We start from the raw sequence: 20,643 nt of genomic DNA on the forward strand, positions 1-20,643 counted from the left end.
CCGGCGCGGCGCGTGTTAGCCACATGAGCCGTAGTGACAAGGAGAGACACCCGTGAAACTCATTCCAATCCTGGTGGTCGTCGCCGTCCTCGTGGCAGGCTACCTGATAATCGAGACGCCATTCAGCAACCAGCCGCCAGAGGTCGACCCGGTGTCCGCCGAGGACTTCGATGCCTTGGGTGGTGAAGACAGCGACGGGTCCGAACTGGTCGGCGATGTCGACAATGATCCGCCGGCGCAGCCGATCGAGCAGACCCAGTTTGACGAGGGCGCCTCGGCCGGCACCACCGAGGCCGCGCTGAACCGCCCGCCGGAAGAGCTGTTGACGGTGGAGGGCTTCGAGTTTGTCGCCGTCCGCAACCTGATCGAGAGCTCTGACCTGCCGGCGATCCGCAAGGAGGTTCTGGTCGACAGTCTCAACAATGCGCGGAGCGACGAGGAACAGCTTGAAAGCATCCTCGCCGAGGTGCGCGAAGAGCTCGAAATCTGACCCGTTCCGCCGCCGGGCCGCCCGAGGGCGATCCGGCGACGGCCGCGGTCACTCTCCCTGCCGCGGCAGATTGAGAAAGAACCGCACCATCTCGGCGCTGGCATCGGGGCCCTGTGCGTCGGTGTGGCTGCCCGAGGGGTGCCCGCCCGACCAGGCATGGCCGAGGCCGGCAACGTTCCAATATTCCATCGCCGCGTGGCCGCTGTCCGAGAGCACGCTGGTGCGGGTGAAACTGCGCCCGCCGGCATTGCCGCCATCGATCACCTCGGCGCCCTCGGGGCGGGTCTCCTCGGCGATGCGGTCACCGTTCACCGGCGCGACGGTGGTGTCGGCGCTGCCGTGAAACACGATGGTCGGCACCGGCGTGCCGCTGGCGGCGGGCGCCGACGACGGCTTGCCCCCCATCGCGGCAAAGGCCCCGGCCATGGTGTCTGCGGCCTTGTAGGGCAGGCCGGAATGCGCGCCGACGCCGGAATAGAGATCGGGATAGCTGCGCCCAAGGATCACCGCCATCGCGGCCCCGGCCGAGAGACCGGCCACAAAGACCTTGTCCTGCGGCACCGCGTGACGTTCGCGCAGCTCTCGGGTCAGCCCGGCCAGGATCGCCGGCTCGCCGCCGTCGCGTTCCTGGTCAGAGGCCTGGAACCAGTTCCAGCAGGCGTTCATGTTGGCCGACCGCGGCTGTTCGGGATAGACCACGATCAGCCCGTGCTGATCGGCCAGCCGGTTCATCTTGGTTCCATTGGCAAAATCGACCGGCGATTGGGTGCAGCCGTGCAGCATCACGATCATGCCCCTTGGGGCGCCGGTCAGCGCCGGCACATAGACGCGGTAATCGCGGCTGCCTTGGGCACAGGCATAGTTGCCGGCGTCAAACCGCGCGCCCTTCGGCAACGGGGCCTCCTGCGCCGGGGTCGGCATCGTGCCGTGCGGCATCCGCGCCGCAAGGTCAGACAGGGTCTGGCCCAGCCCCTTGCGCGGTGACGCCTGCGCCGGAGCCGGCGTCTTGGCTCCCGCCGCGGCGGTCTCGCCACCGCCCAGCGTGTTGCGGATCATGTCGGTGGCCGCCGAGAGGTCGCCCGACCGCACGAGGTCTGTGGCCCGGCGCATGGCCGAGGTGAAACGAGGTGTCATCTTGTCATCCTTGAAAGGTTACTGCTCAGCCGATCCTGTCGCCCAATGCCGTCTTCACCGCCGCGCTGGCCTGTAACGCACCCAGCACGGTAATCGAACCGATTGTGGCCCGTGCAAGTTCCGGGGTGACGTCACTGGAAATCCGCGCCAGCCCCACGACCTTGATATGCAGGACCTCGCCCGCCGCCTGCACCGCCTCGAGATCGGCGGCGCTGTAATCGCGCAGCCCGAGGTCCATGGTATGGCGCTCGATGGTCTTGCTGACCGCGTCCGACTGGGTGTCGAGCTGGCGGCGGATCGCGGTGCGGATGAAATCGCTGCGGTTGGAGTAAAACCCCTCCTGCACCAGCAGATCGATCCGACCGAGGTCGACATAGCCCAGGTTGATGGTGATCTTTTCGGTCTCGGGCGGCTTGTCCCTGAGGCGTCTGACGGTGTTCATGTTGACTTCTCCATCCATATGGATGGTATATGGCTGTTCCTCGCGACGAAACAAGGCTGACCCAACGGCAGCCGGCTTTGCGCCACGCCCTGCATTCCCCGCTTGCCGCTCCCGGCCGCTGCGATTACCGATTGCCAGATGACAGATCTTGCCGCTCCCGCCCCCGCCTCAGACAGCCGCGCCAGGCGCAATGTGATCGTGCTCGTGCTGGCGCAGGCGGTGCTTGGCGCGCAGATGCCGATGATCTTCACCATCGGCGGGCTGGCGGGACAGTCGCTGGCCTCCAACATCTGTTTCGCGACGCTGCCGATCTCGCTGATCGTGATCGGCTCGATGGTCACCGCGACGCCGATTTCCGCCTTCATGCAGCGCTACGGCCGCCGCGCCGGGTTCTTCGTCGGCGCGCTTGGCGGCGCGCTCGGCGGGGTGATCGGCGCCTATGGGCTCTATCTGCAGAGCTTTCCGGTGTTCCTGCTGGGGTCCTTCCTCACCGGCGTCTACATGTCGGCGCAGGGCTTCTACCGCTTTGCCGCCGCCGACACCGCCTCGGATGCCTTCCGCCCCAAGGCGATTTCCTATGTCATGGCCGGCGGCCTTGCCTCGGCCGTGCTCGGCCCGCAGCTGGTCAAGCTCACCGCCGATGCCTATGTGATCCCCTTCCTTGGCACCTATGCCGCGGTGATCGCGGTCAACCTGCTGGGCGCGCTGCTGTTTCTCTTCCTCGACATCCCGAAACCGCCGGCGCCCTCACCCGATGCGCCCAAGGGCCGCACGCGGCGCGAACTGCTCACGACGCCGCGCATCGCGGTGGCGGTGATCTGCGCCATGGTCTCCTATGCGCTGATGAACCTGGTGATGACCTCGACGCCGCTGGCGGTGGTGGGCTGCGGGTTCGACAAGAACAATGCCGCCGACGTGGTCACCGGCCACGTGCTGGCGATGTTCGCGCCGTCGTTCTTTACCGGCCACCTGATCGCGCGCTTCGGGGTCGAGCGGATCGTCGCCCTGGGCCTGCTGATCCTAGGCATCGCCGGCGGGGTCGGTCTGGCCGGGGTGGACCTGGAGAACTTCTTCATCGCGCTCATCCTGCTCGGCATCGGCTGGAACTTCGGCTTCATCGGGGCCACCACGATGCTGGCGGCGGCCCATGCGCCCGAGGAACGCGGCAAGATGCAGGGGCTCAACGACCTGATCGTCTTTGGCGGCGTTTCCGTGGCCTCGCTGGCCTCTGGCGGACTGATGAACTGTTCGGGCGGCACGCCGCAGGCCGGCTGGATCGCCGTCAACATGGCGATGGTGCCGTTTCTGGTGCTCGCCGGTGGCGCGCTGATCTGGCTGATGCTGCGGCCGAAGCCGGGGCTGGCCTGAGCCTCAGGTGCCGCGCAGGGCGCGCCAGATCAGCCGCGCCCGCTTGCCCGCATCCGACAGGCCAAGACTGCCCCGCGCCACCCGTCCGGGGTCGCTGACCGCCTGCTGCAACACCGCCCCGGCCTGCCAGGTGCTGCGCAAAGGCACGCCAAAGCCGCCCCCCAGCGCCGCCCGTCCCCGCCGCAACCGCACCAGCGCCGCACTGGCCAGCTCGCGCACCGCCTCCGGCCGGCCATCGACCAGTGGCCTGCGGCCCCGCGCCTCGAGCTCAGGCACCGCCACCAGATACTGCGCCACCCCGGCGCCATAGGCAATGTCGCGCACCGCCGCCTCATTGGGTGTGCCATGCCACAGCGTCGCCGCAAGCAGCAGGTTGCCCGAGGTGGCGTCGATATAGCCGTCAAACGCCGCGTGATCGGCAAAGCCCTCGCGGCTGATGTCCTGCCGCCGCCCCTCGATCAGCCCGTCCAGCAGCGCGACCTGCGCCGGCGTGAGCACCAGCGCCAGCGGCGTCACCACCTCGTGCCGCCGCACCAGCCCGCCGGCGGCTATTTCGGCCAGCGCATCGCGCCACCATTGCAGCCGCATCTCGGCAATCATCGGCTCCTGGGTGAGCCAGGGCGCGCGCGCGACCTCGAGATTGAAGGCATAGAGCGGAAACAGCCGCGCCCGCGCCGCCACCCCGCAGGACATCACCGCCATGAAGCGGTCAGGGTCGCCCGTCTCGACCAGGGCGGCGCAGGCGTGCCAGGGCTCCATCAACCGGCGTCGCGCAGCAGTTTCCAGCGGATCGCATCCAGCAGCGCCTCCATCGAGGCATCGACGATATTGGGCGAGACGCCCACCGTCGACCAGCGCCGGCCCGTGCCATCCTCGCAATCGATGATGACGCGGGTAACCGCCTCGGTGCCGCCTTGGGTGATGCGCACCTTGAAGTCGACAAGGTGCATGTCATCGATCGAGGCTTGGTACTTGCCCAGATCGCGGCTCAGCGCCTGTGACAGCGCATTGACCGGCCCGCGGTCGGTGCCCTCGGCGTCATGGCTCTCGCTGACCGAGAGGATCTGCGCGCCGTCGATGGTCACCGCCACCACCGCCTCAGAGGCGCTGATGATCTCGCCCAGCGCATTGCGCCGCCGCTCCACCGTCACCCGGTAGCGATCGAGCTCGAAGAACCGCCGCGCCTGGCCCAGCTCCTCGCGCGCCAGGAGCTCGAAGGAGGCCTGTGCCCCGTCATAGGAATAGCCTTCGGTCTCGCGCGCCTTGACCCGGTCGAGGATGCGGCCCAGCGCCGGATCACCCTTCTCGACGGCCAGACCGGCATCGGCCAGCCGCTTGCGCAGGTTCGACTGCCCGGCCTGGTTCGACATCGGGATGATGCGGGCGTTGCCCACCACCTCCGGGTCGATATGCTCATAGGTCGCCGGGTCCTTGAGGATGGCGCTGGCATGCAGCCCGGCCTTGTGGGCAAAGGCCGAGGCCCCCACATAGGCCGCCTGCCGCATCGGCACCCGGTTGAGGATCTCGTCGAGCATCCGGCTGATCCGCACCAGCCCCGAAAGCGCCTCGCGCGGCACGCCGATGTCGAACTGCCCGGCATAGGGCGCCTTCAGCAGCAGCGTCGGGATCAGCGTCGTCAGATTGGCATTGCCGCAGCGCTCGCCCAACCCGTTGAGCGTGCCCTGCACTTGCCGTGCACCGGCCATCACCGCCGCCAGGGTGCCGGCCACGGCGGTCTCGGTGTCATTGTGGGTGTGAATGCCCAGCCGGTCGCCGGGGATCCCTGCCGCAATCACCTCGCCCACGATCTGCCCGATCTCCTCTGGCAGCGTGCCGCCATTGGTGTCGCAGAGCACCACCCACCGCGCTTCGGCCTCCAGCGCCGCCCGGCAGGCCTCGAGCGCGTAATCGGGGTTCGACTTGTAGCCGTCAAAGAAATGCTCGGCATCGAACAGCGCCTCGCGGCCCTGCGCCACGATATGGGCGACCGACTTGGCGATGTTCTCGGTGTTCTCGGCCTGGCTGATCCCCAGCGCCGTCTCCACGTGCCAGGAATGGCTCTTGCCCACGAGGCAGACCGCGCCGGTGCCGGCATTCATCACCGCCGCCAGCACATCGTCGTTCTCGGCCGAGATCCCGGCCCGCTTGGTCATGCCAAAGGCGGTCATCTGCGCCCGCGTCTTGGGCGCCGCGTCGAAGAACGCGCTGTCGGTGGGATTGGCCCCCGGCCAGCCGCCCTCGATATAGTCCACGCCCAGAGCATCCAGCGCCTCGGCAATCCGCAGCTTCTCGGCGGTCGAGAACTGCACCCCTTGGGTTTGCTGCCCATCGCGCAGGGTGGTGTCGTAAAGATAAAGCCGCTCAGCCATGACAGCCCCCCTTGCTTCTTCTGTTCAAAAATACCCTTCGGGGGGAGTCCGCCCCGGCGGACGGGGGGCAGACAGCCCCCCAGCATCGTTTGCCGGGCATCACAAGGCCTCCAGCTTGGCGGCGTCAAACCCCGGCCCCGGCACCAGCTCGACGCCGGATTTGCTCATCCGCACCTCGACACCCGCCGCAATCAGCCCCTGTTTCAAGGCATCGACGCCAGAGAAATCCTTGCTGTCCATCGCCGCCGCCCGGGTCTCGTTGAACCGCGCGACAAGGCCCGAGAGGTCGACGTCGGCGCCGTCCCAGCCGCCCAGATCGTCACTCAGCAGCCCGAGCACCCCCGCCCCGGCCTTCAGCGCCGGGGCCTCACCGGCCGCCGCCAGCCGGTGCAGCTCGGCAATCGCGCCGGCGGTATTGAGGTCATCCTCCACGGCCGCCACAACCGCCTCCGGCACATCCCCCGCTTCCACGCCCTCGCACAGCCCGCGCCATTTGCGCAGCACCGCCTCGGCCTCGTCGCGCTTTTTCGCGGTCCAGTCCATCGGCTTGCCGTAATGGGTCGAGAGGAACACGAAGCGGATCACCTCGCCCGGCACGCCCTCATCCAGAAGGTCACGCACGGTGAAAAAGTTGCCGAGCGATTTCGACATCTTCCGGCCCTCCACCTGCAGCATCTCGTTGTGCAGCCAGACCTTGGCGAAGTCCCCCTCGGGATGGGCACAGCAGCTCTGGGCGATCTCGTTCTCGTGGTGCGGGAACATCAGGTCGTTGCCGCCGCCGTGGATATCGAACGTATCCCCCAGCAAAGCATAGGACATCGCCGAGCATTCGATATGCCAGCCCGGACGCCCGCGGCCCCAGGGGCTGTCCCAGCCCGGCAGATCGTCGGAGGAGGGCTTCCACAGCACGAAGTCCATCGGGTTGCGCTTGTAGGGCGCTACCTCGACCCGCGCGCCGGCGATCATGTCATCGACCGAGCGCCCGGAGAGCGCGCCGTAATCGCCATAGCTCTCCACCGAGAACAGCACATGGCCCTCGGCGGCATAGGCGTGCCCCTTGGCAATCAGCCCTTCGATCATCTCGATCATCTGCGGGATATACTGCGTCGCGCGCGGCATGCTCGTCGGCTCCAGCGTGCCCAGCGCCGCCATGTCGTCGAGATACCACTGCGTTGTCTCGGCGGTGATCTCGGCAATCGAGCGGCCGCTCTCGGCCGCGCGGGCATTGATCTTGTCGTCGACGTCGGTGAAATTGCGCACATAGGTCACGTGGTCCGGCCCATAGGCATGGCGCAGCAGCCGGAACAGCACGTCGAACATGATCACATTGCGCGCATTGCCCAGGTGCGCGCGGTCATAGACCGTCGGACCGCAGAGGTAAATCCGCACGTTCGCCGGGTCGATCGGGGTGAACACCTCTTTGCGGCGGGTGCGGGTGTTGTGCAGTCTGATCTCGGTCATAACCTCTCCTCACGGGCGCGGCATCAAGGTCCACGGGCGCTCGCGGCGGGCTTAGCAAGATCGATTCACAAAGGAAAGAAAGAGCAGGCCCGCCGACAGATGTCAGCGGGGAATGCAGCAGATGATGATTGCCTTGATGCTCATGGCCCTCAGGTAGCACAGGGCCCGGCCTTCGCCAAGCGCGCTTTTGCCGGCGCGCGCTGGTCGCGCAGCGTGAACCCCACGCCCAGCGCGATCAGCCCGGCACCGGCCCAGGTCATCGCGCCATAGCGCTCGCCCAGCAGAAGCACCGCCGCCGCCATGCCAGTCGCCGCCGCGACATAACCGATCTGGCTCAGCATCACCGGGCCGCCAAGGCGTTGCAGCCGGAAGAAGGCCGGGAACGTCACCCCCGCCACCGCCATTTGCGCCAACGCCACCGACGGGATCTCGGCCACCGCCTGCAGGGGAATGCCGCCGTGGGTGGCCAGCAGCAGAGCGACGAAGGTCAGCGCCGCCGCAAGGTGGCTCCAGAAGGCCAGCGCCATCGGCTCGGCTCCCTCGGGCCAGTCGAGGGTGCGATAGACATTGCCCACCGCCAGGATCACCGGGATCGCCACCGCCGCCAGCGCCCAGGGCGAGAGCCCCGCCACCTCGCCGCGCCCCAGTGCCACCAGCATCGCGCCGCCCATGCCCAGCGCGATGCCGATCAACCCGAGCACCCGTGGCGCGCGCAGGCCAAAGACCAGCGACAGCCCGAGGGTGAAGACCGGCGAGAGCGCGAACATCATCCCCACCTGCCCCGCGCCGACATGTGGAATGGCGGCAAAGACCAGCAGGTTGGCCCCGACAAAGGTGATCAGCCCGGCCAGCACCACATAGCGCAGCGCCGCCCCCCGAGGCACGATCAATGCCCGTCGCGCCAAGAGCCCCGGCAGCAGCGTCAGCGAAGCACCGAGCGAGATCAGCAGCGCCCAGAGCGCCGGTGGCACGCCGGCCGCCCCGGCCAGCTTGCCCAGCGGAAAGTTCAGCCCGGTCAGCACGCCGACATAGACCAAAAGAAACGGCACCGAATTAGGCATAACTGACCACCTCGTATTCCACCCCGTCGGGCCCGTCGAAATAGAACCTCTGGCCGGGCTCGTAATCGCCGTGATTGCCGGGCTGATAGCCGGCCGCGATCACCTGTTGCTCGACCGCCGCGATATCCTCGACCACGATACCGATGTGATTGAGCGCGCCGAGACGGGTGTAACGCGCCGTCTGCCCTTGGGTTCGCGCCCTTGGCGCATAAAGCGCGAGATAGCTGGTCTCGGTGCCCACATGCACCGTCTGACCGTCCCGCCCCGGCCCCTGCCAGCGGATGCGCCAGCCAAAAAGCTCTTGCAGCACCGCAGCGGTGGCCTGCGGGTCGTCGACGGTGATGTTCGCGTGTTCCAGATAGGCCATGCCTGTCTCCGTGTCTTGTTGATGGTGTCAGGCTACGAGCTCAGGTAAGAATCAACAGGAAAGTTTCGTTCATTATCAAGAGGCACCACATGGCAACGCGCGGCTTGAGCATCGGATTCGTGGCAGAGCGTACCGGGTTGGCGGTCTCGGCGGTACGCTATTACGAGGAACAGGGGCTGGTGCATCCCGACCGCAATGCCGGCGGCCAGCGCAGTTTCGAGCGCTCGGACATCCGCCGGCTGAGCTTCGTGCGCATCGCCCAAGGCCTTGGGTTTTCCATCGCCGAGATCCGCGCGGCGCTGGCCGGCCTGCCGGAGAAGCGCACGCCGACGAAATCCGACTGGGAGCGGATCTCGAACGAGTTCGGCCGGGTGCTCGACGCGCGGATCGCCCAGATGCAGGCGCTGCGCGAGAAACTCGACGGCTGCATCGGCTGTGGCTGCCTCTCGCTCGACCGCTGCAAGCTCTACAATCCAGACGACCGCGCCGCCAGGCTGGGGGACGGGCCGCGGTACCTGTTGGGAGACCAGCCCTCTGATGCCGAATGACTTGCGCGACTCGCCGGCCCCGCGCACCATGCGCGGATGTCACGCGAGATGGTCAATGCAATCTGTGCCGCCCTGCCCGGGGCGGAGGTCTCCGACCCCTGGGGCGGCGGTCATGACGCCTGGAAGGTGGGCGGCAAGATGTTTTCCAATACTGGCTCGATGGGCACCGGCGTCTCGCTCAAGACCGCCGATATCGAGACCGCCACCGCGTTGATCGACATGGGTCGCGCCACCAAGGCGGCCTATCTCCACCGCTCCTGGGTGTTTGTGCCGTTCGACCGGATCGGCCCCGATGACATCACCGAGGACGAGCTGCGCGAGCGGCTGCTGACTTCCTACCGGCTGGTCCGTGGCAAACTGCCCAAGAAGGTGCAGGCCGGTCTCGCGCCGCTGGATGACACTGGCGCATAGGCGGCATGGGGCGGCGATGGGCATGGTCGAAAGCATGACGGTCCGGCCGGGCGACGGGCCAATTCAGCGAGAGGTGGCAGCGCGATGAGCGAACCGGTCAGTTCGATCCGCAACCTCGGACCGGCGATGGAGGCCGCCTGCGCCGGGGTCGGCATCACCTCGGCCGAAGACCTGCGCGCGCTCGGTGCCGATGTCGCCTATGGCAAGCTGATCGCCAGCGGCATGCGGCCGCATTTCATCGGCTATTACGTGCTGGTCATGGGGCTGCAGGGCCGGCCGTGGAACGATTGCCAAGGCGAGGAGAAGAAGGCGTTGCGCAAGCGCTTCGATGCACTCAAGGCGGCGCACAAGCCCGCCAAATCCGCCGACCTCGCGCCAGACGGTGCCTTCGAGCACATCCTCGACCAGATCGGCGTGGTGAAGAAGCGCTGAGGGCCTGCGCGCGATGGCATCCCCGTCGCGGGGATCAGGTTCCGGGCCAGATCAGTTCCAGCCGGATGCCACCCGGTTCGGCAAACATCATGTGCCGCCGCGGGCCGCTACCCATGGCTTCGGGCATGAACTCCACCGCCACCCCGGGCCAGTTTGCCACCTTCTCCGCCAGGGTGTCGAGCGCCTCGGCGCTTGCCACCTCGAGCGCCAGATGGTGCAGACCGACATTGGCGCGGCGGTCGAACCCGGTGATCCCGGAGGACCGGTCGACCTGCCAGAGCGTCAGCCGCAGCTGCCCGTCGGTCACGGTACTGCGCGGATAGCTCGGGTCGCGGGCGCTCTCCTCCCAGCCCAGCACCGAGACGAAAAACCCGGTGGTCTCGTCCAGATCGCGCACCGCGAGGCCGAGGTGGTTCAGTCCCTGTGTCTCGGCCATCTGCTGCTCCTGCCTCTTGGTCGGTCAGAGGAAGGTAGCGGCAAAGCAGGCCCGGCGCAAAGGCTGCGGGAAATCCCCGGGCCAAGGCCCGCGCATGTGGCGGGAGGATGTCGGGCCGGGCCCGAGGATGGCGCGATGCCAAGGTCTCACCCATGCTGCAAACGAAAACGCCGCCCCGCTGCCGGGACGGCGTCTGTCTTTACGGCAACCGGAGGTCGGTTCAGCCGACGAGTTCAAGACCCGAGAAGAAATAGGCGATTTCTTCCTTGGCGGTTTCCGGCGCGTCGGAGCCGTGCACCGAGTTTTCGCCCACGGATTCGGCGAATTCGGCGCGGATCGTGCCCGCGGCCGCGTCGGCGGGGTTGGTGGCGCCCATCACGTCGCGGTTGGTCTGGATGGCGTTCTCGCCTTCCAGCACCTGCACCACGACCGGCTCGGAGGCCATGAAGTCGCACAGCTCGTCATAGAACGGGCGCTCGGCGTGCACTTCGTAGAACTTGCCGGCCTGAGCCTTGGTCAGCTGGATGCGCTTTTGTGCGACGATGCGCAGGCCCGCATCCTCGAACTTGGCGTTGATCTTGCCGGTGAGGTTGCGGCGGGTGGCGTCGGGCTTGATGATCGAGAGGGTGCGTTCGGTTGCCATTGGGGCAGTCTCCTGTGTGAACGCCGGGAGATGCGCCCCGGCCGGTCTGAAATCGGGCGTGCGATACCACGGGTCCCGGGCCATGGAAAGGGGGCTTTGCCCGCTCGGGCTTTGCCCTCACCCCGAGGAATATTTTTAGCCGGAAGAAGCCCGGGGCGTGCTGGTGTGTGGGTCGCGGCTCTGCTAGAGCGCGGCCATGCTGACGATTGATGACATCTCCTACTCGGTAGAAGGGCGCCTGCTGCTTGACGGCGCCAGCGCGCGGATCCCCGCCGGCCACAAGGTCGGCCTGATTGGCCGCAACGGTACCGGCAAGACCACGCTGTTCCGGCTGATCCGCGGCGAACTGGCGCTTGAGGGCGGCGCGATCACCCTGCCGCAGCGCGCCCGCATCGGCGGCGTGGCGCAGGAGGTGCCGGCCAACGAGGTCTCGCTGCTCGACACCGTGCTGGCCGCCGATACCGAACGTGCGGCGCTGATGGCCGAAGCCGATCACGCGCAGGACGCCACGAGGATCGCCGAGATCCAGACCCGGCTGGCCGATATCGACGCCTGGAGCGCCGAGGCGCGGGCGTCGTCGATCCTCAAGGGTCTGGGGTTTGACGATGCCGAACAGGCGATGCCCTGCTCTGCCTTCTCCGGCGGCTGGCGGATGCGGGTGGCGCTGGCGGGCGTGCTCTTTGCCCAGCCCGACCTGCTGCTGCTCGACGAGCCGACCAACTATCTCGACCTCGAGGGCGCGCTCTGGCTGGAAAGCTACCTGGCGAAATACCCCCATACGGTGATCATCATCAGCCACGACCGCGGGCTGCTCAACCGCGCCGTGGGGGCGATCCTGCATCTCGAAGATCGCAAGCTGACCTTCTATCAGGGCCCCTATGACCAGTTTGCCCGGCAGCGCGCCGAGCAGCGCGCGGTGCAGGCCTCGATGGCCAAGAAGCAGCAGGCCCGGGTGGCGCATCTGCAGAGCTTCGTCGACCGGTTCCGCGCCAAGGCCTCGAAGGCCAAGCAGGCGCAGGCGCGGCTGAAGATGATCGAGAAGATCGATCTGGTGGCCGCCCCCGAGGAAGTGGCGCGGCGGGTCTTCACCTTTCCGCAGCCCGAAGAGCTGTCGCCGCCGATCATCTCGATCGAGGGCGGCGAGACCGGCTATGGTGACACGCCGGTGCTGCGCCATCTGAACCTGCGGATCGATCATGACGACCGCATCGCCCTGCTGGGCAAGAACGGTCAGGGCAAGTCGACGCTGTCGAAGCTCTTGTCGGACCGGCTGCCGCTGATGTCGGGCAAGATGACCCGTTCGGCCAAGCTGCGGATCGGCTATTTCGCCCAGCACCAGGTCGACGAGCTGCATATCGACGAGACGCCGCTGCAGCATCTGCAGCGCGAGCGGCCCGACACCATGCAGTCGAAACTCAGGGCGCAGTTGGCGGGCTTCGGCCTCGGTGCCGACCAGGCCGAGACCGAAGTGGGGCGTCTGTCCGGCGGTCAGAAGGCGCGGCTCTCGCTGCTGCTGGCGACGCTCGACGCGCCGCATCTGCTGATCCTCGACGAGCCGACCAACCACCTTGATATCGAGAGCCGCGAGGCGCTGGTCGAGGCGCTGACCGCCTATGGCGGCGCGGTGATCCTGGTCAGCCACGACATGCACCTGCTGTCGATGGTGGCCGACCGGCTCTGGCTGGTGTCAGGCGGCGGGGTCAAGCCCTTCGACGATGACCTCGAGGCCTATCGCCGGCTGCTGCTGTCGTCTGACAAGCCGGCGAAGGCGGACAAACCAAAGGCCGTGAAGGACGACAAGCCGCGCCGGGCGACCCGCGAGCGGCTGATGGCGCTGCGCGCCGAGGTCCGCAAATGCGAGGACCGGGTCGAGAAGATCACCGACATGCACGGCAAGCTGCAGCGCAAGCTCGCCGACCCGGCGATCTATGACGACGCCAAGACCGCCGAGCTGGCGGAGTGGAACCGCAAGTTCGCCGAGGTCGAGGAAGGTCTGAAACGCGCCGAGGCGCTGTGGATGGCAGCGCTGGAAAAGCTGGAAAAGGCGGGCGGCTGACGCCGTGACCCGGCCTCGGCCACCCGCCCCGGGCTCGACCCGGGGCCACCCTGCCCTGTCTCGGAAATCGGCTCGCGTCACCGCCCCGGCCGCCGCCCGGTAAGCCGCCCCCGTGGCGACAGACGGGGTCGCAGCCGTTGCCGCGCCTGTCGTCTTCGCCCTTGCCAAATGCCGCGCGCCGTGGTGCCTAGGGCCATGGACAGCGCCTTTCTCATCTCCGCCTTCGTCACGCTCTTCGTGGTGGTCGATCCGATCGGCCTGACGCCGCTTTTCGTGGCGATGACCTCTGGCATGTCGCCGCGGGCGCGCCGGGCGATTGCCATCAGGGCCTGCGTGGTGGCGGTGGCGATCCTGGCGCTCTTTGGCGCGCTGGGGGAATCGGTGCTGGGCTTCATCGGCATCTCGATGCCGGCCTTCCGCATCGCCGGCGGCCTGCTGCTGTTTCTTACCGCGCTCGACATGCTGTTCGAACGCCGCACCAAGCGCCGGGAGGACCGTGCCGAGGAGGCCGAGGACGAGGACGACGATCATGACCCTTCGGTCTTTCCGCTGGCCATTCCGCTGCTCGCGGGGCCCGGCTCCATCGCCTCGATGATCCTGCTGACCGGTGCGCATCCCGGGGTCGAAGGCTATCTCTGGGTGACCGGGATGATGCTGGCGGTGGTGGCGATCGCCTTTCTGCTGTTTCTCGCTTCCGGGCTGCTGGAACGCGGGCTGGGGCGCACCGGCATCGTGGTGGTGACGCGGCTTTTGGGGATGCTTCTGGCCGCGCTGGCAGTGCAATTCGTGCTCGACGGGCTGCGCGATTACGGGATGGCCACGGGGCTGGCCTCGTAAAGCCCGGCCTTCCGCCCTATCTCTCAAGGCAAAGGAGCGCGCGCATGTCGGCCATGGACACCGGACAATTGATCTATCTCGTGATGCTGCTGGGCGCGGTGGTGTTGTGGTTCATCGTGGCCAACCGCAACTCGCTGGGCAAGGTAATGCAGCATGCGGCGCTCTGGGGGCTGATCTTTCTTGGCGCCATCGCCGCCGTCGGGCTCTGGGACGATATCCGCCAGACGGTGATCCCGCGGCAGGCGGTGTTTTCCGACCAGGGCCGGATCGAGGTGCCGCGCAGCCCCGACGGGCATTACTACCTGACGCTGGATGTGAACGGCCATCCGACGCGCTTCGTGGTCGACACCGGTGCCACCTCGATCGTGCTGCTCGAGGAGGACGCCCGCGCCGCCGGCCTCTTGCCAGAGCAGCTGCGCTATACCGGCACCGCGATGACCGCCAATGGCGCGGTGCGCACGGCGCTGGTGGTGCTTGACGAGATCGGCTTCGAGGGCATGACCGACCGGCGGGTGACCGCCTTTGTCAACGAGGGCGAGATGGCCGAGAGCCTGCTCGGCATGTCCTACCTGCAACGCTTTGACCGGCTGGAGATCTCGGGCGGGCGGCTCATTCTGGAGCGCTGAGCGCCGAGAGCGTGGTTTCGAGATACTCTGCCCAGCCCGCGGCCATGGGCAGCAGGCGACCCTCCTGCTGCAGGGCCGTGACGATATCCATCGCCTCGGTCAAATGCGTCTTTGGCGTCTCGCCAGTCAGCGCCAGGTTCGACAGGGTCAGCGCCAGATCGTGGCGCCAGCGCACATTGGCCGGATCGCGCAGCACCAGCGCGCGCTGGATCGCCAGCGCCTCGGCAAAGGCCGTGCGCGCGGCCTCTGCCTCGCCGCGCGCAAGGGCAATGACGCCGACATTGCCGAGGCTGTAGCCCAGGTCCTGCTGCCAGAGGCTGTTGCCCGGCGTCTCGGCCAGCAGGGCGGCGCGCAGCTTCCGGGCGGTGTCATAGGCCTGCGCCGCTGCCGCCAGATCGCCCTCGGCCTGGGCCAGGCCGCCCAGCCGGTCGTGGACAAGGGCCAGGCTGCGCCGCCAACCGCGGTTGCCGGGGTCCTGCGCCAGCAGCGTCTCGAGCAGCTGCAGGCTCTGGTCAAAGGCCGCGCGGGCCGCCGCCAGCTCGCCCAACTGCCACAGCGCGATGCCGAGCAGGTCCTGGCTGATCGCAAGGTCGCTCTGCCAGACCGCATGCGCCGGGTTCTGCGCCACCAGCGCGCGCATCGGTGCCAGCCCGGCCTCGAAGGCATCGCGCGCCGCCGCCGGATCGCCCTGCGCCAGCGCCGCCTGGCCGATCTTGTTGTAGGTGATCGAGACGTCGCGGCCATGCCCGGCGCCGGTCTCCTCGAGCCGCAGGAGGATCGCCAGAGCCTGGGCATAGTCGGCCCGCGCGGCCATGGCATCGCCCAGCGCCAAGGCTGTATCGCCGGTCAGGTTGTGGCCGATCGAGAGGTCACGCTGCCATTGCGCATTGGCCGGATCGCGTGCCGCCAGCCGCTGGCGCACCGCGAGCGAGGCGGCAAAGCTGGCCTGCGCCGCCCGCAGATCGCCCGCCTGGCTCTGCGCGTTGCCGGATTTCTCATGCGCGATGGCGAGGTCGCGCTGCCATTCGCTGTTGCCGGGATCGGCCTGCGCCAGCACCCGCGAGATCGCCAGCCCGGCGGCGTATTCCGCCTGCGCCGCCGTCAGCTCGCCCTGCCCCAGCGCCACGTCCCCCAGAACGGTGTGCATGATCGACAGGTCGCGCTGCCACAACGGCTCTTCCGGTTCGGCCGCCGCCAGCCGCTCGAACACCGCCAGCGCCTGCAGATAGCCCGCCCGCGCGCCCGCGGTATCGCCCAGCGCCAGCGCCACATCCGCCAGCCGGCGATGGCCCAGCCCGACGCCGCGCTGCCAGTCGCGATTGTCCGGATCCTGCGCCACCAAAGCCTCGTTGATTGCCAGCGCCTGCGCATAGGCGGCGCGCGCCTCGGCCAGATTGCCAAGGTCGAGGTTCATCTGGCCAAGCCGTTCGAGGCTGATCGACAGGTCGCTTTGAAAGACGAGGGTCTCCGGCGCGGTCTCGGCAATCTCGGTGATCCCCGCCAGCGCTTCGTGGTAGAGCGCCGCCGCGCCGGCCCTGTCGCCGGCAAAGCGCGCCACGTCGCCAAGATGGTTCTGCGCCACCCAGATGGCGCGCTGGCGGGTGATGTCGCCGGGGCGTTCCGCCAGCCGTGCCTCGGCCGCCGCGAGGCTGCGGGCAAAGGCCTCCCTGGCGCCGCCCAGATCGCCGGTGGTCATCAGCACCCGGCCAAGCTGATCGGTCACTAGCCGCAACTGATCGGGCGTCTCGCCGCCCAGCGCGCCGGCCTCTTCAAAGAGCGCCGCCGCCCGACGGTAATCGGCGATGGCCAGATCGCGGCGCAGATCGGCCTCGGCTGCGCGGGCGTTGAGGCTGTGGGTCTCGGCCTCGGAGATGGTCCGCGTCAGGTAGTTCTCCTTCAGTGCATCGCGCGAGCGGGCGTCGATCGCCGCCGCCTCGGTCAGACGGGCGCGGGCGGTATCGAAGGCGCCGAGTTCGAGATGGCCCTCGGCCGCCTGCCGCAGCGCGGTCACCGCCGGATCATCCGAGGCCAGGGTCGCCATGTCGCGGCGCAGCTCGGTGAAGGCGCGGGCCGCGGCGGTGAGCTCGGCGGTCTGGTCGTCAGACGGGCGACGGGCGAGATCGGCCGAGAGGAAGGCCCCGAAGAGCGGCGCCAGCGGCATGTCGTTCTCGGCCGCGATGCGCTCGATCAGTCCGCGGTGCGCCGGCTGCAGCCCGGCCATCGCCAGAAGCAGCGATTCGCGCTCCGGCAGCTCAGAGGTGCCGCCGGCAAAGACCATGGCCGGCAGGCCGCTCTCGACATAGGGCAGCTGCTTGCCGCGGGTGCGGTCGTAGACGTCCTGCTGCACCAGCGTCAGCACCTGGCGGATCTCGAGCCCCGGGGTCTCGAGATGGCGGGCCAGCGCCTCGGTGAAGGGCGAGTTGCTGCCGCTGCCATCAAGCGCCGCCTGCCCGGGGGCGGCGGAAAAGGCGTAGAGCAGATTGTCGGACCGGCCAATGCGCGCCAGCCCCGGTTTGATCCCGTCGCGACCGCCAAGGCGCGCGGCGCCGCGCCCCTCGCTGCCGAAGGGATCGGAGCGGCAGGCGTCGACGATCAGCAGGCCCACCGGCGCCACCTGCTGCAACATCTGCGCCACCGTCTCGAGCGGCAGCGCCCCGGCCTGCAGCTCGGCCACCGAGCCGGCCGGCGCGTCGACCGGCAAGAGCAGGTTCTGGCCTGCGACCTCCATGCCATGGCCGGCAAAGAACACCAGCGCCACCGCGGCGCCCTCGGCGTCATAGGCGAAATCCTCGAGCGCGCGGCGCATCCGGCGCAGGTCGCGATTGGTCTCGACGTAGACGTCAAAGCCCAGCGCGGTCAGCCTGTCCTCGAGCACCCGGGCGTCGTTGACCGGGTTCTGCAGCGGTCTGAGCGCCTCGTAGCGCTCGGCCGCGAGGATCAGCGCGGCGCGGGTTTCCGGCCAGGCGAGACCCGGTAGCAGCAGCAAGAGAATCGACAGAAGCCAGCGCATGCCGCAGGGTAACCCGGGAGGCGGGGCGCTCAAATGATTTCTGCCGTCATGCGCCTCCGGTCAGTAAAGGGAGAGTACGATGGATTTGGGCGCGTTTTCGGTGAGCCTCGCAGTCAGAGACCTGGCGGCGTCGCGGGCCTTCTACGAGGCGCTGGGGTTTTCGCCGATGGGCGGTGACGAGGCGCAGGGCTATCTGATCATGGAGAACAAGGGGGCGGTGATCGGCCTGTTCCAAGGAATGTTTCCGCGCAACATGCTGACTTTCAACCCGGGCTGGGATCAGGCGGCGCAGCCGGTCGAGGGCTTTACCGACGTGCGCGCGTTGCAGGCCGCGCTGAAGGATATGGGCATGGAGATCGCGCAGGCGACCGACCCTGACGGCACCGGGCCTGCGAGCTTTGTGGTGATCGATCCGGATGGCAATCCGGTGCTGGTCGACCAGCACGTGTGAGCCTGTGCGGCTGGGGCCCCGTCCCGGGCTTGACCCCGGACCTCATGGGCCGCGTCAGCGGCGCGGCGCCGGATCAGGACCCGCGCGTGGGCGGGCCTATGACCGCCGATCCGTGAGCCTGTCAAGCGGCTGCCCGCGGGGTGCCGCCGCAACGGCAATGCACGGCAATTTATCCCGGCAAAGTCCGTGAGACCTCGAATGGCACCGCCTGCTGCCGTCAAAGCGGCAGCCCGCTACGCCAGAGGCGTGCCACAATCATTGGCGCACCTTTGGTGCGACGAGGCGGGCAGCCGCTGGCCCGGCGGCCTTCGGACTTGCTCCGGGCCAGGGGAAGCAGACGGTTGCTTGCGTCGGGCAAGACGCTCTTCGCACCGCCCAGCCAGTATGTCAGCCCATCAGCCCCGCTGCCTTACCCGCTCTCAGCCTTCTTCTCCCAGCGGCCGCTCTCCTCGGACCAGTACTGCGCCGCGCAGCCCGCGCCGGTCAAAGCCTTCCACTGGCCGCGCGCCCGGTCCACCGCCTGCGGATCGCCGCCGTCGAACAGCACGCAGACCCGCTCCAGCGCCGCCACCTCCTCGGCCGAGACCTCGGCCCCGTCCACCGCCATCAGGCATTGCGGATCATTCGCCGCCGCCCCCGAGGTCAACAACACCGGCTGCAGCGCATCATGCGGCCCGCCGGCGCGGCCATGCGGCAGGAAACTGTCGTCGGCCCCCTGCCAGAGCCGCTCGTCCAGCCAGTCGAGCCGCGCCTCGTCGACCCCGCGCACCGCCACCCGCCAGCCGGCGCCGCGCGCCTTGTCGAGCAGCATCGGCAGGGTCGCCTCGAGCGGCCGCTGCGTCAGGTGATAGAAGAAGGCGGCGCCCAAGGGCTCAGCCCCGCTCGAACCGGTCGCGCACCAGCCGGTCGAGCGCCATCACGCCCCAGCCGGTCGCCCCCTTGGGCGCCAGGTCGGTGTCCTTGGCGACCTGCGCCACGCCGGCGATGTCGAGGTGAATCCACGGCGTCTCGTCCTGAACGAAGCGCTTGAGGAACTGCGCCGCGGTGATCGAGCCGGCAGGCCGGCCGCCGACGTTCTTCATGTCGGCCTTCTGGCTCTTGAGCTGGTCGTCATAGCTCTGGCCCAGCGGCAGGCGCCAGGCACCCTCGCATTCTGCCTCGGCGGATTTCAGGAAGGCGTTGCACAGCGGGTCGTCGTTCGAGAACACGCCGGCATTGTCATGGCCCAGCGCGATGATCACCGCGCCGGTCAGCGTCGCCAGATCGATCATCCCGGCCGGCCGGAAGGTCTCTTGCGCGTACCACATCACGTCACACAGCAGGAGCCGGCCCTCGGCGTCGGTGTTGATCACCTCGACGGTGTCGCCCTTCATGCTCTTGACGATGTCGCCGGGGCGGGTGGCATTGCCAGAGGGCATGTTCTCGACCAGCCCGACCAGCCCGACCACATTGGCCGGCGCCTTGCGCAGCGCCAGCGCCTTCATCACGCCCGAGACGACGCCGGCGCCGCCCATGTCCATGGTCATGTCTTCCATGCCGGCGGCGGGCTTGAGCGAGATGCCCCCGGTGTCGAACACCACGCCCTTGCCGACCAGCGCCAGCGGCGCCTCGCCCTCGGTGCCGCCCATCCATTTCATCACGACCACCTTGGAGGGGCTGTCAGAGCCCTGCCCCACGGCGAGAAGCGCACCCATGCCAAGCTCTTCCAGCCGGTCTTCCTCCAGCACCTCGACCTCGACGCCGAGATCGCCCAGCGCCACCAGCCGGTCGGCAAACTCGGTGGTGGTCAGCACATTGGCCGGCTCGCTCACCAGATCGCGGGTAAAGAACACGCCTTCGGCCACAGCGGCCATCGGCGCGAACTCGGCCGCGAGCTCGTCGGGTTTCGAGCACATCACGGTGACGGAGGCCTTGCGCGGGGCGTCGCGGCCGGTCTTGTGATCGGCGAACTCGTAGCCGCGCAGGGCCAGCCCCATTGCCACTTCGGTGATCCGCGCCCGCCCGCCGGCCAGCACCAAGAGATCGGCTGTGCCGCGGGCCTTGGCCAGCGCCGCGCCGGCCTTGCGCGCGATGTCCACATCCGGACGGCGCGGCAGCTTGAGCACATCGACCGCCTCGGCTTCCATCCCGGTGGGCGAGGCCAGTGACGCCAGATCACCGGGCTTCATCTCGGCAAAGGCCTTGCTCTCGGCAAACCGGCTCAGCGCCTGCCGCATCTGCCGGTTGACCCGCCGCGCACCGGGATCGAGCCGGCCCTCCTCGTCAAGGATCACGGCCACCCGCCCGGGCGCATCGGCCACGCGGTCGAGGTCGGTCTCGGCAAAGGTGATCTTGGCGGGGCTGGTCATGGTCAGGTCTCCGGTACGAGGAACATTGCGGTGAGTGCCACTAGTCCTAGTGCGCGGCCCCCCGCTGAACCACCCCTTTATGTGTGGGCGCCGCCAATATCCAGTTTTCCCTTGCGTGAAAATCTTCTAGGGTCGCGGCAGATGAAAAGAGGT

21 protein-coding genes are annotated in these 20,643 nt (G+C 68.3%); 9 read left to right on the forward strand and 12 right to left on the reverse strand.

Translation table 11 applies throughout. From position 1 onward, the window contains the following. The first annotated feature begins 52 nt into the window (after nucleotides 1-52). A complete protein-coding gene (locus VOI27_RS05195) occupies nucleotides 53-490 on the forward strand; it encodes a hypothetical protein (protein ID WP_323764241.1) in 438 nt (145 codons plus the stop codon). A gap of 48 nt (nucleotides 491-538) precedes the next feature. Here the strand turns inward: VOI27_RS05195 and VOI27_RS05200 are convergent, their stop codons facing one another. Together VOI27_RS05200 and VOI27_RS05205 are read right to left on the reverse strand one after the other, a co-directional pair. Beyond that, complete coding sequence (locus VOI27_RS05200; RefSeq protein ID WP_323764242.1) at nucleotides 539-1,624, reverse strand: PHB depolymerase family esterase; 1,086 nt, start codon at nucleotides 1,622-1,624, stop codon at nucleotides 539-541. A gap of 25 nt (nucleotides 1,625-1,649) precedes the next feature. Next, the gene (locus VOI27_RS05205; RefSeq protein ID WP_323764243.1) at nucleotides 1,650-2,066 is read right to left on the reverse strand and encodes a CopG family transcriptional regulator; all 417 of its coding nucleotides are present in this window, start codon (nucleotides 2,064-2,066) and stop codon (nucleotides 1,650-1,652) included. A 138-nt stretch (nucleotides 2,067-2,204) separates the two neighbouring features. On the opposite strand from VOI27_RS05205, the gene VOI27_RS05210 reads away from it, so the two are divergent. Continuing rightward, entirely contained in the window at nucleotides 2,205-3,434 is a 1,230-nt protein-coding gene (locus tag VOI27_RS05210) for an MFS transporter (RefSeq protein WP_323764244.1), read from the forward strand. Between the two features lie 3 nt (nucleotides 3,435-3,437). Here VOI27_RS05210 and VOI27_RS05215 read toward each other — a convergent pair whose 3' ends face one another. The 5 genes from VOI27_RS05215 to VOI27_RS05235 form a co-directional block, all read right to left on the reverse strand. Continuing rightward, nucleotides 3,438-4,193 carry a squalene/phytoene synthase family protein gene (locus VOI27_RS05215; protein WP_323764245.1) on the reverse strand — a complete coding sequence of 252 codons (756 nt, stop codon included), beginning with the start codon at nucleotides 4,191-4,193 and terminating at the stop codon, nucleotides 3,438-3,440. Then, a complete protein-coding gene (cimA, locus tag VOI27_RS05220) occupies nucleotides 4,193-5,803 on the reverse strand; it encodes a citramalate synthase (protein ID WP_323764246.1) in 1,611 nt (536 codons plus the stop codon). The genes VOI27_RS05215 and cimA overlap by 1 nt, the downstream gene beginning before the upstream one ends. A 99-nt stretch (nucleotides 5,804-5,902) precedes the next feature. After that, nucleotides 5,903-7,264, reverse strand: a complete 1,362-nt coding sequence (gene cysS / locus VOI27_RS05225; RefSeq protein ID WP_323764247.1) for a cysteine--tRNA ligase — start codon at nucleotides 7,262-7,264, stop codon at nucleotides 5,903-5,905. A 149-nt stretch (nucleotides 7,265-7,413) separates the two neighbouring features. Then, entirely contained in the window at nucleotides 7,414-8,325 is a 912-nt protein-coding gene (locus VOI27_RS05230; protein ID WP_323764248.1) for a DMT family transporter, read from the reverse strand. Continuing rightward, nucleotides 8,318-8,692 carry a VOC family protein gene (locus VOI27_RS05235; protein WP_323764249.1) on the reverse strand — a complete coding sequence of 125 codons (375 nt, stop codon included), beginning with the start codon at nucleotides 8,690-8,692 and terminating at the stop codon, nucleotides 8,318-8,320. Before VOI27_RS05235 ends, VOI27_RS05230 begins: the two co-directional genes overlap by 8 nt. A gap of 89 nt (nucleotides 8,693-8,781) precedes the next feature. Here VOI27_RS05235 and soxR point away from each other — a divergent pair, with 89 nt between their 5' ends. The 3 genes from soxR to VOI27_RS05250 all read left to right on the forward strand — a co-directional run bounded on the left by soxR (nucleotide 8,782) and on the right by VOI27_RS05250 (nucleotide 10,083). Then, entirely contained in the window at nucleotides 8,782-9,240 is a 459-nt protein-coding gene (gene soxR, locus VOI27_RS05240; protein WP_323764250.1) for a redox-sensitive transcriptional activator SoxR, read from the forward strand. A 36-nt stretch (nucleotides 9,241-9,276) separates the two neighbouring features. Then, nucleotides 9,277-9,651, forward strand: coding sequence for an MmcQ/YjbR family DNA-binding protein (locus VOI27_RS05245; protein WP_323764251.1), 375 nt, complete (start codon nucleotides 9,277-9,279; stop codon nucleotides 9,649-9,651). 84 nt (nucleotides 9,652-9,735) lie between these two features. Beyond that, nucleotides 9,736-10,083 carry a TfoX/Sxy family DNA transformation protein gene (locus tag VOI27_RS05250; RefSeq protein ID WP_323764252.1) on the forward strand — a complete coding sequence of 116 codons (348 nt, stop codon included), beginning with the start codon at nucleotides 9,736-9,738 and terminating at the stop codon, nucleotides 10,081-10,083. Nucleotides 10,084-10,117: 34 nt separating this feature from the next. On the opposite strand, the gene VOI27_RS05255 is transcribed toward VOI27_RS05250, so the two are convergent. Together VOI27_RS05255 and ndk are read right to left on the reverse strand one after the other, a co-directional pair. After that, the gene (locus VOI27_RS05255; RefSeq protein WP_323764253.1) at nucleotides 10,118-10,519 is read right to left on the reverse strand and encodes a VOC family protein; all 402 of its coding nucleotides are present in this window, start codon (nucleotides 10,517-10,519) and stop codon (nucleotides 10,118-10,120) included. Between the two features lie 220 nt (nucleotides 10,520-10,739). Continuing rightward, a complete protein-coding gene (gene ndk / locus VOI27_RS05260) occupies nucleotides 10,740-11,162 on the reverse strand; it encodes a nucleoside-diphosphate kinase (protein ID WP_323764254.1) in 423 nt (140 codons plus the stop codon). 196 nt (nucleotides 11,163-11,358) lie between these two features. On the opposite strand from ndk, the gene VOI27_RS05265 reads away from it, so the two are divergent. The 3 genes from VOI27_RS05265 (at nucleotide 11,359) to VOI27_RS05275 (ending at nucleotide 14,681) form a co-directional block, all read left to right on the forward strand. Continuing rightward, nucleotides 11,359-13,218, forward strand: a complete 1,860-nt coding sequence (locus VOI27_RS05265) for an ABC-F family ATP-binding cassette domain-containing protein (protein WP_323764255.1) — start codon at nucleotides 11,359-11,361, stop codon at nucleotides 13,216-13,218. Between the two features lie 195 nt (nucleotides 13,219-13,413). Continuing rightward, nucleotides 13,414-14,055, forward strand: a complete 642-nt coding sequence (locus VOI27_RS05270) for a MarC family protein (protein WP_323764256.1) — start codon at nucleotides 13,414-13,416, stop codon at nucleotides 14,053-14,055. Nucleotides 14,056-14,099: 44 nt separating this feature from the next. Then, nucleotides 14,100-14,681, forward strand: coding sequence for a retropepsin-like aspartic protease family protein (locus VOI27_RS05275; protein WP_323764257.1), 582 nt, complete (start codon nucleotides 14,100-14,102; stop codon nucleotides 14,679-14,681). On the opposite strand, the gene VOI27_RS05280 is transcribed toward VOI27_RS05275, so the two are convergent. Then, the gene (locus VOI27_RS05280) at nucleotides 14,665-17,691 is read right to left on the reverse strand and encodes a caspase family protein (protein WP_323764258.1); all 3,027 of its coding nucleotides are present in this window, start codon (nucleotides 17,689-17,691) and stop codon (nucleotides 14,665-14,667) included. The two genes, VOI27_RS05275 and VOI27_RS05280, sit on opposite strands and share 17 nt — an antisense overlap. A gap of 79 nt (nucleotides 17,692-17,770) precedes the next feature. On the opposite strand from VOI27_RS05280, the gene VOI27_RS05285 reads away from it, so the two are divergent. Further along, nucleotides 17,771-18,142 carry a VOC family protein gene (locus tag VOI27_RS05285; protein ID WP_323764259.1) on the forward strand — a complete coding sequence of 124 codons (372 nt, stop codon included), beginning with the start codon at nucleotides 17,771-17,773 and terminating at the stop codon, nucleotides 18,140-18,142. A 409-nt stretch (nucleotides 18,143-18,551) separates the two neighbouring features. Here VOI27_RS05285 and VOI27_RS05290 read toward each other — a convergent pair whose 3' ends face one another. Continuing rightward, a complete protein-coding gene (locus VOI27_RS05290; RefSeq protein ID WP_323764260.1) occupies nucleotides 18,552-19,010 on the reverse strand; it encodes a DNA polymerase III subunit chi in 459 nt (152 codons plus the stop codon). A gap of 4 nt (nucleotides 19,011-19,014) precedes the next feature. Then, nucleotides 19,015-20,490 (reverse strand): leucyl aminopeptidase, encoded by a 1,476-nt coding sequence (locus tag VOI27_RS05295; RefSeq protein WP_323764261.1) that lies wholly within the window; start codon nucleotides 20,488-20,490, stop codon nucleotides 19,015-19,017. Nucleotides 20,491-20,643: the final 153 nt, after the last annotated feature.

Source organism: Marinovum sp. (assembly GCF_034669705.1).
Lineage (GTDB): Bacteria > Pseudomonadota > Alphaproteobacteria > Rhodobacterales > Rhodobacteraceae > Marinovum.

What these genes read in the sequence shown, in the direction of transcription:
- VOI27_RS05270 (WP_323764256.1), top strand. Translation starts at nt 13,414, where the DNA reads ATGGACAGCGCCTTTCTCATCTCCGCCTTCGTCACGCTCTTCGTGGTG.
- VOI27_RS05200 (WP_323764242.1), bottom strand. Translation starts at nt 1,624, where the DNA reads ATGACACCTCGTTTCACCTCGGCCATGCGCCGGGCCACAGACCTCGTG.
- VOI27_RS05235 (WP_323764249.1), bottom strand. Translation starts at nt 8,692, where the DNA reads ATGGCCTATCTGGAACACGCGAACATCACCGTCGACGACCCGCAGGCC.
- VOI27_RS05265 (WP_323764255.1), top strand. Translation starts at nt 11,359, where the DNA reads ATGCTGACGATTGATGACATCTCCTACTCGGTAGAAGGGCGCCTGCTG.
- VOI27_RS05250 (WP_323764252.1), top strand. Translation starts at nt 9,736, where the DNA reads ATGAGCGAACCGGTCAGTTCGATCCGCAACCTCGGACCGGCGATGGAG.
- VOI27_RS05210 (WP_323764244.1), top strand. Translation starts at nt 2,205, where the DNA reads ATGACAGATCTTGCCGCTCCCGCCCCCGCCTCAGACAGCCGCGCCAGG.
- cimA (WP_323764246.1), bottom strand. Translation starts at nt 5,803, where the DNA reads ATGGCTGAGCGGCTTTATCTTTACGACACCACCCTGCGCGATGGGCAG.
- VOI27_RS05205 (WP_323764243.1), bottom strand. Translation starts at nt 2,066, where the DNA reads ATGAACACCGTCAGACGCCTCAGGGACAAGCCGCCCGAGACCGAAAAG.
- soxR (WP_323764250.1), top strand. Translation starts at nt 8,782, where the DNA reads ATGGCAACGCGCGGCTTGAGCATCGGATTCGTGGCAGAGCGTACCGGG.
- VOI27_RS05275 (WP_323764257.1), top strand. Translation starts at nt 14,100, where the DNA reads ATGTCGGCCATGGACACCGGACAATTGATCTATCTCGTGATGCTGCTG.
- ndk (WP_323764254.1), bottom strand. Translation starts at nt 11,162, where the DNA reads ATGGCAACCGAACGCACCCTCTCGATCATCAAGCCCGACGCCACCCGC.
- VOI27_RS05255 (WP_323764253.1), bottom strand. Translation starts at nt 10,519, where the DNA reads ATGGCCGAGACACAGGGACTGAACCACCTCGGCCTCGCGGTGCGCGAT.
- VOI27_RS05215 (WP_323764245.1), bottom strand. Translation starts at nt 4,193, where the DNA reads ATGGAGCCCTGGCACGCCTGCGCCGCCCTGGTCGAGACGGGCGACCCT.
- VOI27_RS05280 (WP_323764258.1), bottom strand. Translation starts at nt 17,691, where the DNA reads ATGCGCTGGCTTCTGTCGATTCTCTTGCTGCTGCTACCGGGTCTCGCC.
- VOI27_RS05245 (WP_323764251.1), top strand. Translation starts at nt 9,277, where the DNA reads ATGTCACGCGAGATGGTCAATGCAATCTGTGCCGCCCTGCCCGGGGCG.
- VOI27_RS05295 (WP_323764261.1), bottom strand. Translation starts at nt 20,490, where the DNA reads ATGACCAGCCCCGCCAAGATCACCTTTGCCGAGACCGACCTCGACCGC.
- cysS (WP_323764247.1), bottom strand. Translation starts at nt 7,264, where the DNA reads ATGACCGAGATCAGACTGCACAACACCCGCACCCGCCGCAAAGAGGTG.
- VOI27_RS05230 (WP_323764248.1), bottom strand. Translation starts at nt 8,325, where the DNA reads ATGCCTAATTCGGTGCCGTTTCTTTTGGTCTATGTCGGCGTGCTGACC.
- VOI27_RS05285 (WP_323764259.1), top strand. Translation starts at nt 17,771, where the DNA reads ATGGATTTGGGCGCGTTTTCGGTGAGCCTCGCAGTCAGAGACCTGGCG.